The organism is Streptomyces sp. NPDC037410 (assembly GCF_055602235.1).
The window spans coordinates 251,824-269,074 of record NZ_JBVJWR010000003.1 but is presented as its reverse complement, the minus strand read 5'-3'; the positions used below and the strand labels follow the sequence as shown (position 1 = coordinate 269,074).

Sequence of the window (17,251 nt, the reverse complement as noted above, 5' to 3'; positions counted from 1 at the left end):
TCTCGCCTTGTTTGGTGACGTAGGGGATCTTTTGACGGCCCTGCGCGGGCGTGGGCTTCTTGTGGGTGTGTCCTCCAACTGTTTCTGGGACTTGGAGGACCCCTTCACAGAGGGGGCCCTCGGCGACGCGGTCGACGTGGTGGTGGGTTCCGCGCGTGCGGGGGCCCGCAAGCCGCATCCGCTGATCTACCGGGCGGTGCTCGACCGGTGCGGTCTGCCGGCGGACAGGGTGCTGTTCGTCGGGGACATGTGGGTGCCCGATGTGCTCGGTCCGCTGGCGGCGGGGATGCGGGCGGTGCATCTGTGGCGGCCGGACCGGGCGGTGGACGGGATCGCGCCGCCCCTTCCCGAGGGGGCGGCGCGGATCGCCGGGCTGCGGGAGCTCATCGAAGGCGGTGGCGCAGCCGGTCGAGGAGGTTGCGGGTGACGCGGACGACGGCCGGGTCCTGTTCGTGACCGCAGACCACGGGCCAGTCGGTGGTGCCGGCCGTGAAGACGGTGCCGCCGGTGGGGCCCGGTGCCGTGTAGAGGCCCATGGTGGCGGCGTGGGGGCTGGTGATGGTCTCCTCGCGGACGACGGTGTTCCAATGGCCCCACTTGAAGTGGTGGAAGTCGTCGTGCACCGGTTCGAGGACGTGAATTCCGAGGATGAGGAAGGATTCCGGGGTTCCGTCCTCGCCGGTGGCGCGGGCGAATCCGGCGTCGTCGTAGGCGTAGGCGGCGCCGTCGACCTCGTATCCGATCAGGGACGTGTCCGCGCCGAGCCGGTCGGGGTTTCCTCCGTCGCTTCCGTCGCGTAATCCGGTGCCTTCGTAGATCCAGTGGCCGGTGTGCTGCACGGTGTATCCGGAACGGGGACGGTCGCCCGGCCAGTCTGCGGCGGCCCACATTCCCCCGTTGCGGAAACTCACGCCGGTGAGGGAGTTCTCGGGATTCCCTACGCCGTCGGGGGAAGGGGTCCACCATTGGTCGGTGGCGGGCAGGTGCGGGTATTCCTCGCCGACGTGGTGGTCGGTGTCGGAGACGAACGCGGTGTTCCCGTCGGTCGGGTGGATCCGCCACCAGCAGGTGTTCGCGCTGAGGAACGCGATGTTCCCGCCGTCGCGGACGAAGGCCTCCGCGTGCGCGCGCATCCGCTCGCTCCAGTATTCGTCGTGGCCGACGCTCAGGAGGAGGTCGTAGGAGGCGAGGAGGCCGGGGTCCTCGTGCAGGTCGAGATCGGTGGCGTACTCGACGGGGTAGCCGTGGCGCTCCAGCCAGCCGATGAAAGGGGCGTCCCAGTAGGCGAGGTCGATCACTCCGCCGGGTCGGTGGAGGCTGACCTTGTGACCTCGGGGTTCGCCGGCCCCGCCGGGCCGGTGGACGGGGTGGTCGTAGAGGCTGACGGCCCGTTCGAGTCCGGGCCGGTCGGAGCGGTTGTAGGCGTGCCGGGTGAAGGTGGACTTCTTGTAGAGGATGCGGGAGCGGCTGCCGGGAACACGGGGACGGACGACGAAGAACTCCCGTGCGTGCCCTTCGAGGTACCCCGGGTCGAGGACCGCCGGGTTTCCGCTCCCGCCCGGCGCCCCGCACTCGACGAATTCCACGAGGTGGATTCCCTGGTTCCAGTCCTCGGGTACGGGAAGGGTGAGCGGCGGCCATTCCCAGTCGTCGGCGGGCGAGGCACGCCCGGGTAATCCGTCGGGGTGGTCGGGGGCCGGATGCATCCCTCCCGGGAATTCCCCGGATTCTCCGACGAAGGCGAGGGTGTCGCCGAGCCGGTAGAAGCGGAGGCGGAATCGGGGGGCGTCGGTGGAGATGTGCAGGGTCATCTCCCCGCCGAGGGTGACGCTTTCTCGTCCCATATATCCTTCGATCACGACGGTCATGCTAGGCAGCCGTGCACACGCGCGACAACGGTGCCTCTAATCGGCCATTCGGACCCGCTTTTCGGCCACGCGGACGTGATGTCGTATTCCGGCACGCCGGGCGGGGTAGTGCGGAATCCGACAGTGATGACGTGATCGTCCACCGATCGGTGAGGGGCTCGCATGAGCGGTGAATTCCGCGTACGGGAACTGGTGCTGGGAATCCAGGGGCTCGCGCTGCTGCGCAACGCCGTGGACGGCGACGAGACCTTCCTCCGCGAGCGGGTGGAGGACATCCGCCGCTTCGCGTCCGCGGAGCCCGTCGAGGAGAAGCTGCCGGACGGTGGCGCCACCGTCAGCGAACTCGACGCGGCGGAGGGGTACGCGGCCTGGTCGGCGGTGTACGACTCGCTGCCCAGCTCGTACATCGAGGTGGAGGAACCGGTCGTCGGGAAGATCCTCGACGGCCTCGCGCCGGGCATCGCCCTCGACGCGGCCTGCGGCACCGGGCGGCAGACCCGGACGCTCATCTCGCGCGGCCACCGGGTCATCGGCGTGGACCAGTCACCGCACATGCTGGACAAGGCCCGGGCGCACTCCCCGCAGGCCGATCTCCGCGTCGGGCACCTGGAGAAGCTGCCGCTCGACGACGACTCCGTCGACCTCGCCGTCTGCTCGCTCGCGATGACGCACCTGCACGACGTCACCCAGGCCGTCGCGGAGCTGGCGCGCGTGGTGCGGCCGGGCGGGCGGATCGTGGTCACGGACATGCACCCGTTCGTGATCACCCTCCAGGGGCAGTGTCTCTTTGTTCGCGACGCCGAGGAACTCGCCTTCGTCCGCAACCACGTCCATCTGCTCAGCCACTACCTGGAGGCCTTCGCGGCGGCGGGGCTGCGGGTGCGCGCCTGCCACGAGCCGCTGTTCAACGGGCGTCTCGCGCCCGGCGGTTACGAGGAGGCCATCGGGGACGCGGCCCGGGCCGCCTGGGACGGTCTGCCGATCGTCGTCGTCTGGGACGTCGAGGTGCCCGAGCGGGCCGGGGAGGACTGATGGCGCTGATCCTGGTCCGGCACAGCGAGCGGCCCGAGCTGTGGGACCGCATCCCGGAGCGGTTCGCCGGCGTGGTGCCCGAGTACAACCTGCACGGCGACATCAACGGCGACTACTGGGACCGGCTGTTCACGGACTTCCCGGAGTTCCAGTTCGTCCTGTACGACGACGAGCTCGACGTGATCGCGGGCGCGGGCCGCTCGCTGCCCCGCACGTGGGACGGCACGGCGGAGGACCTGGGCCCGGGCCTGGACGACACGATCGCCCGGGCCTTCGCGGACCGCGACGCCGGACGGACCCCGGGGGCGCTGTGCGCGCTCGGGATCGAGGTGGCCGCGGACCACCAGGGGCGTGGCCTGTCGAAGGTGCTGCTCGACGCGATGGCGGACACGGCCCGGCGCGCCGCGCTCGGGACGGTGCTGGTGCCGGTGCGGCCCACCTGGAAGGAGCGGTATCCGCTGGTGCCGATCGAGCAGTACGCGGCCTGGATCCGGGACGACGGGACCCCGTTCGACCCGTGGATCCGGACGCAGGTGGGCGCGGGCGGCACGATCGCGGCGGCTTCCGCGTACTCCTCACGGATCACCGGGACGGTCGCCGAGTGGCAGGAGTGGACGGGTCTCGCCTTCCCGGAGGACGGGGAGTACGTGTTCCCGGGCGGCCTCGCCCCGCTCCTGGTGGACCGGGAACGGGACCGCGGCGCGTACTGGGAGCCGGGGGTGTGGATCACCCACCGGGCCTAGGGCCGGTCCGGCGGATCACGGCCGGGGCCGCGATCCGGCGGACAGGCCCTGGTCATCCGAGTCGTTCACCCGCCCGGACGGCGCTCCAGGCCAGGGCCGTCATCGCGCGGACCTCGTCCGGTCCCGCCTCCGGGCGGCGCTCGGGCGGAAGTCCGGCGGGCCCCGCGGTGGCGACGGCGGAGTGCCGCATCCGGTCGAGGGCGTCGGCGGGCACGTCGGCAGCGGGGCCGAGGCGGCGGGCCGCGTGGGCGGCCTGCCGGCCGAGGAGCAGGCAGTGGGTCCACAGCTCCTCGGCGAAGGGCCTTCCGAAGGTGCGGGCCACTTCTTCCGTGAGCCGTTCCGGCAGGTGCGCTTCCCTGGCGGCACGGACCGTCGCCTCCGTGAGTCCGGTCGCCGGCAGGGCCTCGGTCCACCGGTGGTGGCCGCGTCCGCCGTCGGGGCCGTTCTCCTGGCCGACGAGCCGGATGTAGCCCTCGCCGTACCGCATGTACGGGACCCAGCCCGGCTCCTCCAGGACGCGGCCCCCGGCGAGGAGGGTCGCGGCGTCGGCGGCCGGGGTGGGACACACGGCGAGGCGGATGCCCTGGGCGGCGTGCCCGTTGATGCTGCTGGTGCCGATGTGCTCGACGATGTTCGGTACGGCGAGGAGGCTCATCCGGCCGCGGCCACGGAAGAAGACGGTGAACAGCTCGTCGTCGTGGCGTTCCTCGCTGTCGCGGGCGAAGGCGCGGAAGGCGGCGGCGGTCGCGGTCGGCAGGCAGACGGCCAGGGAGGGCGTGAACTCGTCGGGGACGGCCCGCACCCAGGAGGCGCCGGCGAGGGCGGCGAGGCGGGCGGCGGCGCCGTTGCGGGCGTGCCAGTTGGTGTAGAAGACCAGGGCCTCGTCGGGGAAGCGGTCGGCTGCCCGCGCGACGATCTCCAGGAGCTCGGCGGGGGCGTCGACGTCGTCCTGGACGACGAGGTGGTGGCCGGCCCCCGGCGCCGCGGCCGACCAGGCGACGAGTGCGGTGCGGAGAGCGGAGGGCGGGCCGTCCGGGTCGGGGTCGAGGGCCAGCCGGTCGAGCCGGAGCCGTTCGACGAGCTCCTGCGCCTGACCGAGACGGACGGGGTGGGTCATCACGGCCGAACTCACGTGTCGATCGGTCACGCTGCACTCCGCTCCTCGACAGGTCTTGCCGCGGGCCATCGTCGCACTGCCGTCCCGAACGGGCCCTGTGGTGACGGGAGTTTGGCCGGATCGGCGCCCCGTGCGTGACGGTCCGTCGGCCGCGTCGCGGTGCCGGATGACGCCCGCTTCGAGGAGCGCGGACTCCGGGCCCACATCGTCGTCAGCGGGTGGCGAGAAGGCCGTCCGCCAGGGCCCGGAGCCCGCCCAGGTAGGTGTCCTCGGCGGTCATCGTGAACGGCCCGGTCGGTGGAGAGGCCGCATGCGACGAGGCCGTCGACGATCTGCTCGACGAACCACAGCGCGGTCGTGGACACCAGGTCGTCGGCGGTCAGCACCTCCACGATCCAGGCGCAGGCGGCGAGCGCCTCGTGGATCGCGGCGACGACGACCCGCTCGCGAGGGCGGGCGGGGAGTTCGGGGCGGCGCAGTGTCCGTGCGGCGTAGTCGTCGAGGCGCCTGGCAGATCGCCACGTTCCACCTGGAGACCGACGCGGACGTGCACGCCGGCCACGGGGAGATGCCCCCGGAGGCCGAGGAAGCGGTGTGCTGCCCGACCGGCGGTGTCCGCGTCTGCTTCCGTCCCGACACACCCGGCGACGCCGAGGACATGGTGCGGTTGCCGGCGGGTACCGCCGTGATCGTCCCCCGCGGCCGCTGGCACCGCCTGGAACTGGACGCCCCCGGTGACCTGATGTCGATCACCCTTCGCTCCGGCACCCGCCTCGAAAAGCGCACGGCCAGGACGCCGCGGTGACGATCAGCGCTCCTCGCGGAGACCCCACGGCGATCCGTACGCGCCGAGCAGGTCGAGGAACGGGCGGGGCGGCAGTGCCTCGGGGCCGAGGACGCCGCTCGCCTTCCACTCACCGCCGGCGATGAGCTCCAGGGCGATCACCGGGTTGAGGGCGGTCTGCCAGACCACGGCCTGGGATCCGTACTCGCGCATCGTCCACTCGTTGTCGACGACGTGGTGGAGATACACCTCGCGCGCCTTTCCGTCCTTCACCCCCTTGACCCAGGTGCCCGCGCAGGTCTTGCCCTTCATGCGGTCGCCCAGGGTGGCGGGGTCGGGCAGGCAGGCGGCGACCACGTCGCGCGGGGAGACCTGGACCGGCCCGTGCTCGCCGGGGACGGTGACCTTCGCCGTGGAGTCGAGCCCCAGGTCGCGGAGGGTCTTCAGCTTCGCGATGAAGTCGTCGCCGAGGCCGTACTTGAACGTCACCCGGCGCGCGTCCACCCAGCGGGGCATCAGCAGGACCTCCTCGTGCTCGACGTTCACGCATTCCACCGGGCCGATGCCCTCGGGGAAGTCGAAGACCTCCGGCTCGCTGAAGGGTGCCGTGGTGAACCAGCCGCGGTCCTTCTCGTAGACGACGGGCGGGTTGAGGCACTCCTCGATGGTGGTCCAGATGCTGAAGGAGGGGGCGAAGTCGTACCCCTCGACGGTGAGGTTCGCGCCGTCGCGGACCCCGATCTCCTCGATCTCGTCGAAGAGTTCATCGGCCGCGTAGCGGGCGAAGACGTCCGACAGGCCCGGCTCGACGCCCATGCCGACGAGCGCGAGCCGGCCGGCCTTCTCCCAGGCCCCGGCCAGGGCGAACTGCTCGTCACCGAGCTTGACCCCGCACTGTTCGTAGGGGGCGGTCGGGTGTGGCACGGACAGCGACATCGCCATGTCGACGTAGTGCGCGCCCGCGGCGAGTGCCGCGCCGAAGAGCGGCATCACGAACCTGGGGTCGGTCGCGTTCAGCAGCACGTCGCAGTTCTCCTCGACGAGGAGGGCACGGACCGCGGCCTCGTCGGAGGCGTCCAGGCGGCGCGCGCTGAACCGGCCCTCCCGGTCGTCGAGGGCGGCGACGGCGGCCTCCGCACGAGCGGGGTCGTAGTCGGCGACGACCATGTGGGTCAGGAAGTCACGGCGGGCCGCGATACGGGTGACGGCGGTTCCGACGCCGCCCGCACCCACGAGAAGTACACGCATGTCACACACCCATTCGTCGAGTCCGTCTCCGGGCGAACGCCCGGGGACGTCTCGATGGAACACGCCCCCAGCGGTTAAGGTCTACGGCGTTGGCATAAGGAGCGACGAGGCGGTGGCGCGATGCCGAAGAAGGTGGTTCCGGAGGCGGAACGACGCAGACGGCGGCCGACCCGGCAAGGCACCGTCCTGTCGGAGCAGCTCATCGTGGGGACGGCGCTGCGGATGCTGCGCGAACACGGGATCGCCGGACTGACCGCCCGCCGGCTGGGTGCCGCGCTCGGCGCCGACCCGAGCACCGTGTACCGGTACTTCTCCGGCCTGGACGGGCTGACCCGGGCCATCGGCGAAGAACTGATGGGGCGGGCCCTGGACGGCTGGACGGCCACCGGTCGGTGGTGCGCCGATCTGCGCGCGCTGGGGCTGGCCATCCACGCCTCCTACCTGGCCCACCCCCAGGCGGCCGTGCTGACCGCCAGCCGCGTCACCGGCCGCCCCCGGGAGATCGCGGTGGACGAGACGATCCTCGGCATTCTGCGCGGCGCCGGCTTCGACGACGCGGACGCCGTGGGTGTGTACCACGCCTTCATCGACCTGGCCCTGGCCTTCGCCGCTCTGGACGCGGGGGCCCTGGCGGTCAAGGACGAGGTCAGGGAGGCGGACGAGGAGATGTGGACCTCCACCTACGCCCGGCTGCCCGCCGAGACCCATCCCCACATCGCCGCCACCGCGCACCTGCTCGCGGACCGGATGAACCACAGCGCCTATCCCGTCCTCCTGGACACGCTCCTGGGCAGGGCGGAGGCCCGGCTGCGCGCGACGAAGCCCAGGTCCCAGGAGTAGCCGGCGGAATCAGCGGCCGAAGGTGTCGATGTCCTCCACGAGCCAGTGGCCGTCGCGGCGCACGACGTCCAGGGCGAACATGGCGCCCGCGTAGACGCCTTGGTCCTGTGCCTTCGGCTTCTGCTTCCCCGTGCCTGCCTTGCCGGTACCGGCGGTGCTCACGCTGCTCTGGTCGGCGTAGACGAGGACCCGGGCCCGGTCACCGTCGATCCGTTCGACGGCGCTGTCGGTGACCGTCGTGGTGATCACGGTCTTCTGCTGGGCCGCCTGGGCGAGCACCCCGGCGAACAGCGTCCGGTGCCGGGCCACGGCCTTGCCGGTGAGGAGGGTCTTCGCGGCGCGTTCGAAGGGAGCCGTGTCGGCGTGGTCGTACGAGAAGAGCGCGGCGACGGCCGTGGCGGTCTGGCCCTTGATCTCGCTGGTTCGGGCGAGGTCGGTGAGGGCCGTGTTGCCGCGCGCGGGGTCGTCCCGCAGTGCTCCGGCCCTGCTGTGCGCCCACCCCGCGAAGCCTCCGAGGAGGAGGGTCAGGACACAGAGGACCACCAGCGGGGCGAGGCGGCGCGCCCCGCCCTTCGAGGCCGGGGACTCGTCCTGCGCCGCCGGGACGGCTTCCTCCCTCGGCGCTCCCGTCGTTTCTCGTACGGGCTTCGCCGCCGGTCGCCGCCGGGGACCCGAGTCGGGCTCGGTCAGGAGGCCGACCGGCGCAGGGGCCCTGGACGCGACGGCCGTCTGGTCGGCGAGGGCCTGGCGGCGGCGCTGGCGGTTGAGGTGGTGACGGGGCGTCGGCATCGTGCGTGTCCTTTCGGGTCCTTGCGGCTCTCGCGTAGGGGGACGGTCCGGTCAGCCGGTCGCCGTGCCGCCCACGGCGGCCTGCCCCAGACCGCTGAGCTTCCACTGGCCGTCGGCGCGGGTGAGTTCGCCGAGCATGCGGCTGTCCTTCTCCGTGCTCTTGCTGTCGGGCGTCGTGACGGTGACGCGCAGCGCGACGAGCAGTCGGGCCCGCCCCGCCCGGTCGTCGAGTTCGGTGACGGCGCCGGACAGCACCCGGGCCGTGGTCACCGTCTTCGCCGTCTTCACCTGGCTGGTGAACTCCTCGCGGCCGTCGACGAGTTGCTGGTGCAGTTCGCCGGTCGTCGAGGTCTCCCAGAGGTCGAGACCCTGGTCGACGCGCCGGTGGTCGAGCGTGTTGAGGTTCTGCACGGCCTGCTCCCCCGCCGCGAGCACCCGGTCGCGCTGTGCGGCGTACGCCGCGGAGTCGTCGTGCGCCGCCGCGTACCAGCTCCGGCCCTCCCAGGCCGCGAAGCCGCCCGCGACCAGGGTGAGCACGAGGGCCACGGCCAGTGCCGGCCGGTGCGTCATGGGGTTCTCCCGTCTCCCGCGCATCGTCAGCGGGCCTTGATGTCGACGATCAGCCACCGGTCGCCCTGGTACTTCGCGGTGACGGTGAGCTGCGCGGCGGCGGAGGTTGCGGCGCCCTTGTCGCGGCGCGAGGTCTGGTCGAGGAACACGAGCAGGCGCGCGCTGTCCCCGTCGAGTTCGACGACCCCGGTGCGGACGGCCTGGGTGGAGAGGGTGATGCGCTGCCCGACCAGCTTCGTACGGACCTGGGCGAGCAGGTCGCCGTACTGGCGGGCGGCGCGCCCGGCGAGCACGGTGCGGGAGGACCGCTCCGCGGCGTCGGTGTCGGCGGGCGTGTAGGAGAAGACCCGGGCGAGGCCTTCGGCCACGTCGCCGCTGACGCGGTCGGTCGTCGCGGTGTCGGTGAGCGCGTGGTTGCGCGCCGCCGGGGTCGAACGGAGCTGGTGGGCGGCGTGGAAGAACCAGCTCCCGCCGAGGAGGAGGCCGGTGAGGACGCCGACGAGGGCGGCCTTGCGCCACTTGCGCCGGGGGACGGCGGAACGGCGTTTGGGGGCCCTGCCGGGGTCCTGGTCGTCCGGGTCCGTCGCCGGCTTCGGGCCCGGATCCGGGGTCTCCGCGGCGGTGGGCGCCGCCGCGCCCGGCTCCGCGGCCTGGGTCGCCCCCGAGTCCGTGGTCTCCGCCCCGACCGGCTTCGCGGGCTGCGCCGCGTCCGCATCCACGGTCTCCGCCTCCGTGGGACCCTCCGCCTCCGGCCGGTCGTCCGCGGCGGCCTCCGGTGTCTCTCCCCCGGCCGGCCCGGCGTCTCCGCCCTTCGCCTTGCGCAGCAGTCGCGTCACTCGTCCCCGCCCTCCTTGCCCGTCTCGCCCTGCTCCGCCCCCGCGACCGGGACCGCGCTCAGTGCCGCGACCCTCCACGTGTTCTCGTCCGTGCGGGTCAGGACGGCCTCCAGGCGTTTGCGGTCGGTGGTCGCGGTGGCGGCTCCGCGTGGGGTGACGTCGACGCGTACGGTCGCGATGAGTTTCGCCGTACCGGCCCTCGCGTCGAGCGCCGTGAGCGCCGCCTCGGTGACCGTGGCGCGGGCCGAGGCGCCCACCGTGGGCTCGGTGCGGCCGAGTTCGGTGCTGAGAGGGCCCGTGGACGCGTCGCGCCAGGCCCGGATGCCCGCTTCGGCGCGTTCGCGGGTCGAGGCGTCGAGCGTGTTGAGGACGGTGAGGCGGCTGCGGCCCTCGGCGAGCGCGTTGTCGCGTTCCCGGCCGAAGGCGAGCTCCTCGTCGGTGCGGGCCTGGGCGTAGGTCCAGGCTCCGGTGCCGCAGAAGCCGAGGGCGACGACGAGGGCGCCGGTGCTCAGGGCTTTGGACCGCCTCATCGCGTACTCCCCGTGCCGAGGCCGAGGAGTCCGGCCATGTCCGTCGGGCCGCCGGTCTGGCCGGGCAGGGCGAGCGCGCCGGGCAGGGCGGTCTGCGTGCCCGTGGTCGTGGTGCGCGCGGTGCCGGAGGGCAGGGAGCCGGGCCGGGCCGGGGTGGGCACGGCGCCGCTCGTGGGGGCGTGGGCGGAGCCGCGCACGTTGACGCCGGTGGAGGCAGGGGCGGTGCAGGAGGCGCCGGTGTTGAGGGCGGGCGCGGTCCCCAGGTCGAGGCCGTTGCGGTAGCGCGTGGCGCCGTATCCGGAGGTGCAGGGCAGTGGTTTGAAGAAGGTGACGGCCATGCCGAAGTTCACGTGTCCTCCGTCGACGGTGGTGGCTCCCGCCGAGACGGCGGCGGGGAACCTCACGAGGAGTTCCTCGGTGCCGCGCTGCCGGGTGACGGCGATCTCGGAGGTGGTGAGGAGGTTGGCGAGGACGACGCCGAGGCTCGGGTCGAGGTCGCGCAGGAGGCCGCTGACCTGACCGGTCGCATCGGGTGTGACGGCGAGGAGGCGGCGCAGGTCGGCGTCTGAGCCCTTGAGGGTGGCGGCGAGGTCGCGGGCGCCGGTGGCGAAGTCGCGGATGGCGCGGCTCTCGTCGGCCTGGGTGCGCAGGACGACCTCGCCGTCGTCGATGAGCCGGGTGGTGGCCGGCAGGGAGCGGTCGGCGGCCTGGACGAATCGGCTGCCGTTGTCGAGGAGGACCTGGAGGTCGTCGCCGTGTCCCTCGAAGGTCTTGCCGAGTTCGTCGACGACCGTGCGCAGGGAGTCGAGGGGTACGGAGCGGCTGAGGTCGTCGATGCTCGCGAGGACGTCGGTGACGGGTGCGGGCACCTCGGTGTCGGCCTGTTCGATGCGGGAGCCGTCGGCGAGGTAGGGACCGCCGTCGCTCTCGGGGCGCAGGTCGATGTACTGCTCGCCGACGGCGGAGAGTCCGGCGACGACGGCGCGCGCGTCGGCGGGGATCGAGGGCGCCGAGTTCTTGATGCGGAGTTCGGCGACGACTCCGTCGGCGGTGAGGTCGATGGCACCGACGCGGCCGACGGAGACGCCGCGGTAGGTGACGTCGGAGTGGGTGAACAGGCCTCCCGTACGGGCGAGGTGGACGCGGACGGTGTAGTGGTCGGCGACTCCGGCGTAGCGGCCGAGGTCGGCGTAGCGGACGCCGACGAAGCCGAGGACGAGGACGGCGATGACGAGGAACGCGAGGTTCTTCAGCCGTACGGTGCGGGTGATCACCGCTTGTCGCCTCCGTCCGTGGGGGTGCTCGTGGTGACCGGGGGCAGCGGCAGCGCCGACCGCCGGCTCTGGGTGTCGCGGTTCGTTCCGGCTCCGCCGCGCGAGGCCGGGTCCGGCTGCGGTTCCGGATCCGGGTCGGGGTCCGGGTCCGGGTTCGGCGGGGACGGGGTAGGGGTGGGGTCGGTCCTGGGGATGAGGGGCGGGATGACCTCGGTCCCCGGGGTGGCCGCGAGGTGCAGATAGGTGTTGAGGTAGTCGCCCTTGATGCCGCGCATGACCTCGTCGGTGAACGGATACGTGAGGAGCACCTGCAGGGATGCGGGCAGGTCGGCCCCGGCGTCGGCGAGGGCCGTCAGGGTGGGGGCGAGGGCCTTGAGGTCGGCGACCATGTCCTTCTTGCTCGCGTCGATGGTGCTGACGGCGACTCCGGAGAGGGTGTCGAGGGCGCGGAGCATGGTCAGCAGGGAGCCCCGCTGGTTCTCCAGGGTCTTCAGGCCGGGCGAGAGGCCGGTGAGGACGGTGTCGACGTCCTTCTTGCGGTCGGCGAGGGTGGCGGAGAGCCGGTTGAGTCCGTCGAGGGCGCGGGTGATGTCGCCGCGGTGCGCGTCCAGGTTGGTGACCAGGGTGTTCACGCGGGTGAGCATCGAGCGGACCTCGGGTTCGCGGCCGCCGAGCGCCGCGTTGAGTTCCCGGGTGATGGTCTTGAGCTGGTTGACGCCGCCGCCGTTGAGCAGCAGGGACAGCGCGCCGAACACCTCCTCGACCTCCGTGTTGCGGTTGGTGCGCGCGAGGGGGATGACGCTGCCGTCGGTGAGGCGTCCGCCGTTGTCCTTCCGGGGGGCGACGAGCTGGATGTACTTCTCGCCCAGGAGGCTGGACTGTTCGAGACGGGCGCCGGCGTCGGCGGGGAGCCGGACGTCGCCGTTGATCTTCAGGGTGACGCGGGCGGTCCAGGTGCTGGTGCCGGTGCCCGTGCCGCCCAGCTCGATGGCGGTGACACGGCCGACGGCGACGTCGTTGACCTTGACCGCGGACTGCGGCACGAGGCTGAGGACGTCGTCGAGTTCGGCGGTGACCGTGTAGGGGTGGGAGCCGAGGTCGGCGCCGCCGGGCAGCGGGAGGTCCTCGATGCCGTCGAAGCGGAGGGGGTTCGCGGGGACGGCGCCGAGGACGACGGCGATACCGAGGCCGAGGGCGACCGCTCCGACGGCTCCGGCGCCGAGGGCCTTGCGGGAGGGCAGGGTGGTCATCGCTCCCCCTCTCCGGGGCTCGCCGACGAGGCTCCGGTGACCGGCAGGGGCAGCAGCGGTCCGCCCATGCTGATCTCGTTGAGGTCGGCGCGGCCGTCGAGGGTGCGGGTGTTCTTGTTGTACGCGTTGACGACGTTGCCGGCGGCGAGCGGGGCGACGTCGAGCGCCTCCGCGAGGGAGGCCCGCTGGTCGACGAGGGTCTGGGTGAGGGGCACGAGCCGGTCGACGTTCTTCTTCAGCTCGCCGCGGTTGTCCTTGATGAAGGTCTTGACCTGGACGAGGGCCTTGCCGAGTTCCTTGAGGGCGCCGGCGAGGTCGTCCTTGTTCTCGGCGAAGTAGCCGACGACCTCGTCCAGGCGTTCCTGTGCGGTGCGGACGTCTCCGTCCTTGTTCTTGAGCATGGTGGTGAAGGTCTGGAGCTGGCCGAGGGTGGCGAAGAGGTTCTCGCTGCTGCCGTCGAGGGTCTTGGCGGCCTTGCCGAACTGTTCGATGGAGGTGCCGATGGCCGTGCCGTTGCCCTTGAGGTTCTTCGCGCCGGTGTCCAGGAGTGCGGAGAGGGCTCCGGCGGAGTTGGCGCCGCCGGGGCCGAGCGCCTTGCTCAGTTCGGTGATCGAGTCGTAGAGCTGGTCGATCTCGACGGGGGTGCGGTTGCGGGAGGCGGGCAGCTGGGCGCCGTCGCCGAGCGTGGGGCCGCTGCTGTAGGCGGGGGTGAGCTGGACGTACCGGTCGGCGACGATGCTCGGGGCGACGACGAGGGCACGTACGTCGGCGGGGACGCGTACGCCTTCGTCGAGGCGGAGTTCGACGCGTACGCGGGTGCCCTGCGGCTCCACGGACGCCACCTCGCCCACCCGGACGCCGAGGACGCGCAGGTCGGATCCGGCGTAGATGCCGACGGCCCGGTCGAACCAGGCGGTGACGCGGAGGCCGTCGTCGTCGAGGACGCGGACGGCGACGAGGCCACAGGCCGCGAGCACCGCGAGGGCGAGCCCGGCGACGAGGGGCTTTCTGGGCTTGGTCATCGTTCACCGCTCCCCTGGGCCGTCGCCGTCTGTTTCGGCGGGAGGCATCCGGTCTTGGGCTGCGAGGCCTCGGGCAGATAGGTGCGGGGCACCACGCCGCACAGGTAGGCGTCGAACCAGCGGCCGCTGCCGAGGGTGTTGCCGACGAGCCGGTAGTACGGGCCGAGGAGCGCGAGCGTCTTGTCGAGCCGGCCGCTGTTCTTCTCCAGGACGCCGGTGACACGGCTGAGGGCCTTGAGGGTGGGGCCGAGCTGCTTGTCGTTGTCGCCGACGACGCCGCTGAGCTCGGTGCCGAGGTCCCGGCTTCCCTTGAGCAGGGCGCGGATCGCGTCGCGGCGCTTCCTGAGCTCGCCGAGGAGCGAGCCGCCGTCCTCCAGGAGGATCTCGAAGCTGGACTTCTTGTCCTGGAGGGTCTTGGTGAACTTCTTGCTGTTCTCCAGGAGCCGGGCGAGCTCGGTGTCGCGCTTGGAGACGGACTTCGACAGCTCGGACAGGCCGGTGGCGGCGTGGCGTACGTGCGGGGGCGAGTTCTTGAAGGTGGCGGAGATCGTCTCGAAGCTCTCGGCGAGCTTCTCGGTGTCGATGGCGTCGACGGTGCCGCTGAGGTCCTGGAAGGCCTGCGTCACGTCGTACGGGGATGTGGTGCGGGACCGCGGGATGCGGGTGCCGGGGTCCTGGGGTGCGGAGCCCAGCGGGTCGAGCGCCAGGTACTTCTCGCCGAGGAGGGTCTTGATGGCGATGGCGGCGGTGGACCGGTCGCCGATCCAGGCGTCGCCGACCTCGAAGGTCACCTTGACCCTGGGCCCGTCGAGGGCGACCTCGGTGACCTTGCCGACCTTGACCCCGGCGATGCGGACCTCGTCGCCGGCGTCGAGTCCGGCGGCCTCGGTGAAGTCGGCGCTGTAGGCGGTCTCGCCGCCGACGAGCGGGAGCCGTTCCACGTTGTACGCGAGAGCGGCCAGGAGGGCCAGGACGATCAGGCCGACGACGGCGACGGCGACGGGGTTGCGCTCCTTGACCGGCTTGATCCGGCCGCGCGGGCTCATCCGCGGCACCTCGTCTCGGTCACGGCGATGCCGGTGGGCGGCTTGGAGCCGTCGGACGTTCCCACGCCGCTCACGCGCGCCTCGCAGAGGTAGAGGTTGAACCACGATCCGTACGAGGAGAGGCGGGCGAGGGCCGACATCTTGCCGGGGGTGTTCGCGAGGAAGGCCTCGATGGCGGGGGTGTGGTCGCCGAGGGTGCCCGAGAGGCGGCCGAGTTCGCGGATGTCCTTCTTGAGGGGGGCGCGGCCCTCCTGGAGGAGTCCGGCGGTCGTCGTCGTGAGGTCGCCGATGGCCTTGACCGCCTCGCCGAGGGGTTTGCGGTCGGTGTTGAAGCCGGTGACGAGCTTCTGGAGGGTGACGACGAGGTCCCCGAAGGCGGCCTCGCGGTTGTTGAGGGTGCTCAGGACGGTGTTGAGGTGGGTGACGACCTCGCCGATGACCTTGTCCTTGGCGGCGACGGTCCTGGTGAGGGAGCCGATGTGCCGCAGGAGGCTGTCGACGGTGCCGCTCTCGCCCTGGAGGACCTGCACGAGGGAGCCCGCGAGGTCGTTGACGTCGGCGGGTGAGAGTCCCTCGAACAGCGGCTTGAATCCGTTGAACAGCAGGGTCAGGTCGAGCGCGGGGGTGGTGCGGTCGAGCGGGATGGTGTCTCCGGCGCCCAGGGTGCCGCTGAGGTCGCCGGTGCCCTGGCCGAGGGAGACGTACCGCTGCCCGACCATGTTGAGGTACTTCACGGCGGCGGTGGCCGACCGGGGCAGGGAGCGGTCCTCGCGGACGGTGAAGGTGACCTGGGCGGTGCGCCGTTCGACGACGCGTACGTCGGTCACCTCGCCCACCTTGACTCCGGCGATGCGCACGGAGTCGCCCGTGACGAGCCCGGTGACGTCGGTGAACAGCGCCTTGTAGGAGCGCGTGGCGGAGCCGACGCCGGTGTTGGCGATGCTGAAGCCGAGGACGGTGGTGGCGAGGGCGGTGACCAGGACGAACGCGAGGGACTTCAGGACGGTCCCGGTCAGGCCGCGTCGTCGTGTGTGGGCGGGGCGCGTCGTCATCGGAGGGTCACCTCCGCGCCGCGGAACGCCGGGCCGGCGAGCAGGCTGCTCCAGTCCGGCAGGTCGCCGGGCCGCTTCCCGGCCGCGGGCGCGAGCAGTTCGTTGACGAGGTCGTTCTCCTGCGGGGAGTTGGCGGGCCCGAGCTGCTGGTCGGCGGCGGCCGACGCCTGTGTGGCGGGTGCGGCCGGGATGCCGAGGTAGGGCACGGGGTAGCAGTGCGGGCCGCCGCCGGAGCCGTACGAGGGGGTGTCGCGGCCGGGGACGTAGGCGCCGCGGGAGGGGACGGTGGTCACCTCGACGTGCAGTCCGGGCTGGTTCGTGCCCTTGCCGAGGGCCTTGTTCATCGCGGGCACGAACTGGGCGAGGGCGCGCAGGGTGCAGGGGAAGGACGGGGAGTACTCGGCGAGCAGGTTCAGGGTGGGCCGACTGGTGGCGCTGAGCCGGATGATGTTGTTCCTGTTCTGCCGCAGGAAGGCGGTCACGTCCTGGGCCGTGCGGGTGGTGGCGCCGAAGGTGCCGGCCAACTCGCCCTCCTTCTCGGCGAGGGTGCCGCTGGTGGTGGTGAAGTCGGTGAGCGCCGTGACGATGTCCGGGGCCGCGTCCGCGTAGAGGTGGCTGACCTTCACGAGCTCTTTCAGGTCGCGGGTGAGGGCGGGCAGATGGGGGTTGAACTCGCGGAGGTGGGCGTCGAGCCGGGCGAGGGTCTCGCCGAGCTTGTCGCCGCGTCCCTCCAGGGCGCGGGAGACGGCGGACAGGGTCGCCGAGAGTTTCTGCGGCTGGACGGCGGTGAGCAGCGGGAGGACGTTGTCGAGGACCTGCTGGAGTTCCACGGCGTTGCTCGACCGGTCCTCCGGGATGACGTCTCCGGGTCCGAGCGGCCGCGAGGAGGCGTTCGCGGGCGGTACGAGGGCCACGAACCGTTCGCCGAAGAGGGTCGTGGGGAGCATCTGCGCGCGGACGTCGGAGGGGACGTGGCGGAGGGTGCCGGGCCGCAGGGCGAGGGTGAGGCGGGCTCCGCCGTCGATGGCGTCGATGGCGCGGACCTCTCCGATGACGACGCCGCGCAGTTTCACCTCGGCGCCGAGGTGCATCTCGTTGCCGACGCTGCCGGTCTCGACGGTGATCGGGTCGGATGCGGTGAAGTCCTTGTCGTAGACGGCGACCGCCAGCGAGGCGAGCAGGACGGGGACGAGCAGGAAGACGACGCCGGCGAACCGGCGGCGCAGGGTCTCGGCACGTGAGTCGCTCAT

Annotated in this window: 18 protein-coding genes and 1 pseudogene; 5 read left to right on the top strand and 14 right to left on the bottom strand. The window is 72.2% G+C overall.

Translation table 11 applies throughout. The annotated features are described in order from the left end of the window. The coding region (locus tag ACZ7HT_RS06645; protein WP_471160668.1) for an HAD family hydrolase at nucleotides 1–427 on the top strand (427 nt) is incomplete at its 5' end. Here the strand turns inward: ACZ7HT_RS06645 and ACZ7HT_RS06640 are convergent. Further along, nucleotides 384–1,844 carry a N,N-dimethylformamidase beta subunit family domain-containing protein gene (locus ACZ7HT_RS06640; protein ID WP_471160665.1) on the bottom strand — a complete coding sequence of 487 codons (1,461 nt, stop codon included), beginning with the start codon at nucleotides 1,842–1,844 and terminating at the stop codon, nucleotides 384–386. The two genes, ACZ7HT_RS06645 and ACZ7HT_RS06640, sit on opposite strands and share 44 nt — an antisense overlap. Before the next feature lie 186 nt (nucleotides 1,845–2,030). Here ACZ7HT_RS06640 and ACZ7HT_RS06635 point away from each other — a divergent pair, with 186 nt between their 5' ends. Both ACZ7HT_RS06635 and ACZ7HT_RS06630 read left to right on the top strand, forming a co-directional pair. Next, nucleotides 2,031–2,900, top strand: a complete 870-nt coding sequence (locus tag ACZ7HT_RS06635; protein WP_471160663.1) for a class I SAM-dependent methyltransferase — start codon at nucleotides 2,031–2,033, stop codon at nucleotides 2,898–2,900. Then, complete coding sequence (locus tag ACZ7HT_RS06630; protein ID WP_471160660.1) at nucleotides 2,900–3,643, top strand: GNAT family N-acetyltransferase; 744 nt, start codon at nucleotides 2,900–2,902, stop codon at nucleotides 3,641–3,643. The genes ACZ7HT_RS06635 and ACZ7HT_RS06630 overlap by 1 nt, the downstream gene beginning before the upstream one ends. A 52-nt stretch (nucleotides 3,644–3,695) precedes the next feature. Here the strand turns inward: ACZ7HT_RS06630 and ACZ7HT_RS06625 are convergent, their stop codons facing one another. Next, a complete protein-coding gene (locus ACZ7HT_RS06625; protein WP_471160657.1) occupies nucleotides 3,696–4,790 on the bottom strand; it encodes a hypothetical protein in 1,095 nt (364 codons plus the stop codon). A 242-nt stretch (nucleotides 4,791–5,032) separates the two neighbouring features. Further along, a pseudogene (locus ACZ7HT_RS06620) lies at nucleotides 5,033–5,263 on the bottom strand (TetR/AcrR family transcriptional regulator); the annotation flags it as partial. On the opposite strand from ACZ7HT_RS06620, the gene ACZ7HT_RS06615 reads away from it, so the two are divergent. Further along, nucleotides 5,239–5,565 (top strand): cupin, encoded by a 327-nt coding sequence (locus tag ACZ7HT_RS06615; protein WP_471160654.1) that lies wholly within the window; start codon nucleotides 5,239–5,241, stop codon nucleotides 5,563–5,565. The pseudogene ACZ7HT_RS06620 and the gene ACZ7HT_RS06615 overlap by 25 nt on opposite strands. Nucleotides 5,566–5,568: 3 nt before the next feature. On the opposite strand, the gene ACZ7HT_RS06610 is transcribed toward ACZ7HT_RS06615, so the two are convergent. Continuing rightward, nucleotides 5,569–6,792, bottom strand: a complete 1,224-nt coding sequence (locus ACZ7HT_RS06610; RefSeq protein WP_471160652.1) for a saccharopine dehydrogenase family protein — start codon at nucleotides 6,790–6,792, stop codon at nucleotides 5,569–5,571. A gap of 120 nt (nucleotides 6,793–6,912) precedes the next feature. On the opposite strand from ACZ7HT_RS06610, the gene ACZ7HT_RS06605 reads away from it, so the two are divergent. Then, nucleotides 6,913–7,632, top strand: a complete 720-nt coding sequence (locus ACZ7HT_RS06605; protein ID WP_471160649.1) for a TetR/AcrR family transcriptional regulator — start codon at nucleotides 6,913–6,915, stop codon at nucleotides 7,630–7,632. Nucleotides 7,633–7,641: 9 nt separating this feature from the next. Here the strand turns inward: ACZ7HT_RS06605 and ACZ7HT_RS06600 are convergent, their stop codons facing one another. Genes ACZ7HT_RS06600 through ACZ7HT_RS06555 form a run of 10 tightly spaced genes read right to left on the bottom strand, consistent with a single transcriptional unit; the run spans nucleotide 7,642 to nucleotide 17,251 of the window. Next, a complete protein-coding gene (locus tag ACZ7HT_RS06600; RefSeq protein ID WP_471160646.1) occupies nucleotides 7,642–8,421 on the bottom strand; it encodes a hypothetical protein in 780 nt (259 codons plus the stop codon). 51 nt (nucleotides 8,422–8,472) lie between these two features. Next, on the bottom strand, nucleotides 8,473–9,015 hold the full coding sequence (locus ACZ7HT_RS06595) for a hypothetical protein (RefSeq protein WP_471160644.1): 543 nt from the start codon (nucleotides 9,013–9,015) through the stop codon (nucleotides 8,473–8,475). Between the two features lie 2 nt (nucleotides 9,016–9,017). Continuing rightward, nucleotides 9,018–9,827, bottom strand: coding sequence for a hypothetical protein (locus ACZ7HT_RS06590; protein ID WP_471160641.1), 810 nt, complete (start codon nucleotides 9,825–9,827; stop codon nucleotides 9,018–9,020). Beyond that, nucleotides 9,824–10,357: a hypothetical protein gene (locus ACZ7HT_RS06585; protein ID WP_471160638.1), complete on the bottom strand. Its 534-nt coding sequence runs from the start codon at nucleotides 10,355–10,357 to the stop codon at nucleotides 9,824–9,826. Before ACZ7HT_RS06585 ends, ACZ7HT_RS06590 begins: the two co-directional genes overlap by 4 nt. Continuing rightward, on the bottom strand, nucleotides 10,354–11,631 hold the full coding sequence (locus ACZ7HT_RS06580; RefSeq protein ID WP_471160636.1) for an MCE family protein: 1,278 nt from the start codon (nucleotides 11,629–11,631) through the stop codon (nucleotides 10,354–10,356). Before ACZ7HT_RS06580 ends, ACZ7HT_RS06585 begins: the two co-directional genes overlap by 4 nt. Further along, a complete protein-coding gene (locus ACZ7HT_RS06575; RefSeq protein ID WP_471160633.1) occupies nucleotides 11,628–12,881 on the bottom strand; it encodes an MCE family protein in 1,254 nt (417 codons plus the stop codon). The genes ACZ7HT_RS06580 and ACZ7HT_RS06575 overlap by 4 nt, the downstream gene beginning before the upstream one ends. After that, nucleotides 12,878–13,903 carry an MCE family protein gene (locus ACZ7HT_RS06570; RefSeq protein WP_471160630.1) on the bottom strand — a complete coding sequence of 342 codons (1,026 nt, stop codon included), beginning with the start codon at nucleotides 13,901–13,903 and terminating at the stop codon, nucleotides 12,878–12,880. The genes ACZ7HT_RS06575 and ACZ7HT_RS06570 overlap by 4 nt, the downstream gene beginning before the upstream one ends. Next, nucleotides 13,900–14,949 (bottom strand): MCE family protein, encoded by a 1,050-nt coding sequence (locus tag ACZ7HT_RS06565; RefSeq protein WP_471160628.1) that lies wholly within the window; start codon nucleotides 14,947–14,949, stop codon nucleotides 13,900–13,902. The genes ACZ7HT_RS06570 and ACZ7HT_RS06565 overlap by 4 nt, the downstream gene beginning before the upstream one ends. Next, nucleotides 14,946–16,001: an MCE family protein gene (locus ACZ7HT_RS06560; RefSeq protein ID WP_471160626.1), complete on the bottom strand. Its 1,056-nt coding sequence runs from the start codon at nucleotides 15,999–16,001 to the stop codon at nucleotides 14,946–14,948. Before ACZ7HT_RS06560 ends, ACZ7HT_RS06565 begins: the two co-directional genes overlap by 4 nt. After that, entirely contained in the window at nucleotides 15,998–17,251 is a 1,254-nt protein-coding gene (locus ACZ7HT_RS06555) for an MCE family protein (protein WP_471160624.1), read from the bottom strand. The genes ACZ7HT_RS06560 and ACZ7HT_RS06555 overlap by 4 nt, the downstream gene beginning before the upstream one ends.

Bases quoted from the DNA above. Each gene is read 5' to 3' on its own strand.
- ACZ7HT_RS06640 (WP_471160665.1), bottom strand. From the start codon at position 1,844: ATGGGACGAGAAAGCGTCACCCTCGGCGGGGAGATGACCCTGCACATC.
- ACZ7HT_RS06635 (WP_471160663.1), top strand. From the start codon at position 2,031: ATGAGCGGTGAATTCCGCGTACGGGAACTGGTGCTGGGAATCCAGGGG.
- ACZ7HT_RS06630 (WP_471160660.1), top strand. From the start codon at position 2,900: ATGGCGCTGATCCTGGTCCGGCACAGCGAGCGGCCCGAGCTGTGGGAC.
- ACZ7HT_RS06610 (WP_471160652.1), bottom strand. From the start codon at position 6,792: ATGCGTGTACTTCTCGTGGGTGCGGGCGGCGTCGGAACCGCCGTCACC.
- ACZ7HT_RS06605 (WP_471160649.1), top strand. From the start codon at position 6,913: ATGCCGAAGAAGGTGGTTCCGGAGGCGGAACGACGCAGACGGCGGCCG.
- ACZ7HT_RS06600 (WP_471160646.1), bottom strand. From the start codon at position 8,421: ATGCCGACGCCCCGTCACCACCTCAACCGCCAGCGCCGCCGCCAGGCC.
- ACZ7HT_RS06595 (WP_471160644.1), bottom strand. From the start codon at position 9,015: ATGCGCGGGAGACGGGAGAACCCCATGACGCACCGGCCGGCACTGGCC.
- ACZ7HT_RS06585 (WP_471160638.1), bottom strand. From the start codon at position 10,357: ATGAGGCGGTCCAAAGCCCTGAGCACCGGCGCCCTCGTCGTCGCCCTC.
- ACZ7HT_RS06575 (WP_471160633.1), bottom strand. From the start codon at position 12,881: ATGACCACCCTGCCCTCCCGCAAGGCCCTCGGCGCCGGAGCCGTCGGA.
- ACZ7HT_RS06570 (WP_471160630.1), bottom strand. From the start codon at position 13,903: ATGACCAAGCCCAGAAAGCCCCTCGTCGCCGGGCTCGCCCTCGCGGTG.
- ACZ7HT_RS06565 (WP_471160628.1), bottom strand. From the start codon at position 14,949: ATGAGCCCGCGCGGCCGGATCAAGCCGGTCAAGGAGCGCAACCCCGTC.
- ACZ7HT_RS06560 (WP_471160626.1), bottom strand. From the start codon at position 16,001: ATGACGACGCGCCCCGCCCACACACGACGACGCGGCCTGACCGGGACC.
- ACZ7HT_RS06555 (WP_471160624.1), bottom strand. From the start codon at position 17,251: ATGAGCGACTCACGTGCCGAGACCCTGCGCCGCCGGTTCGCCGGCGTC.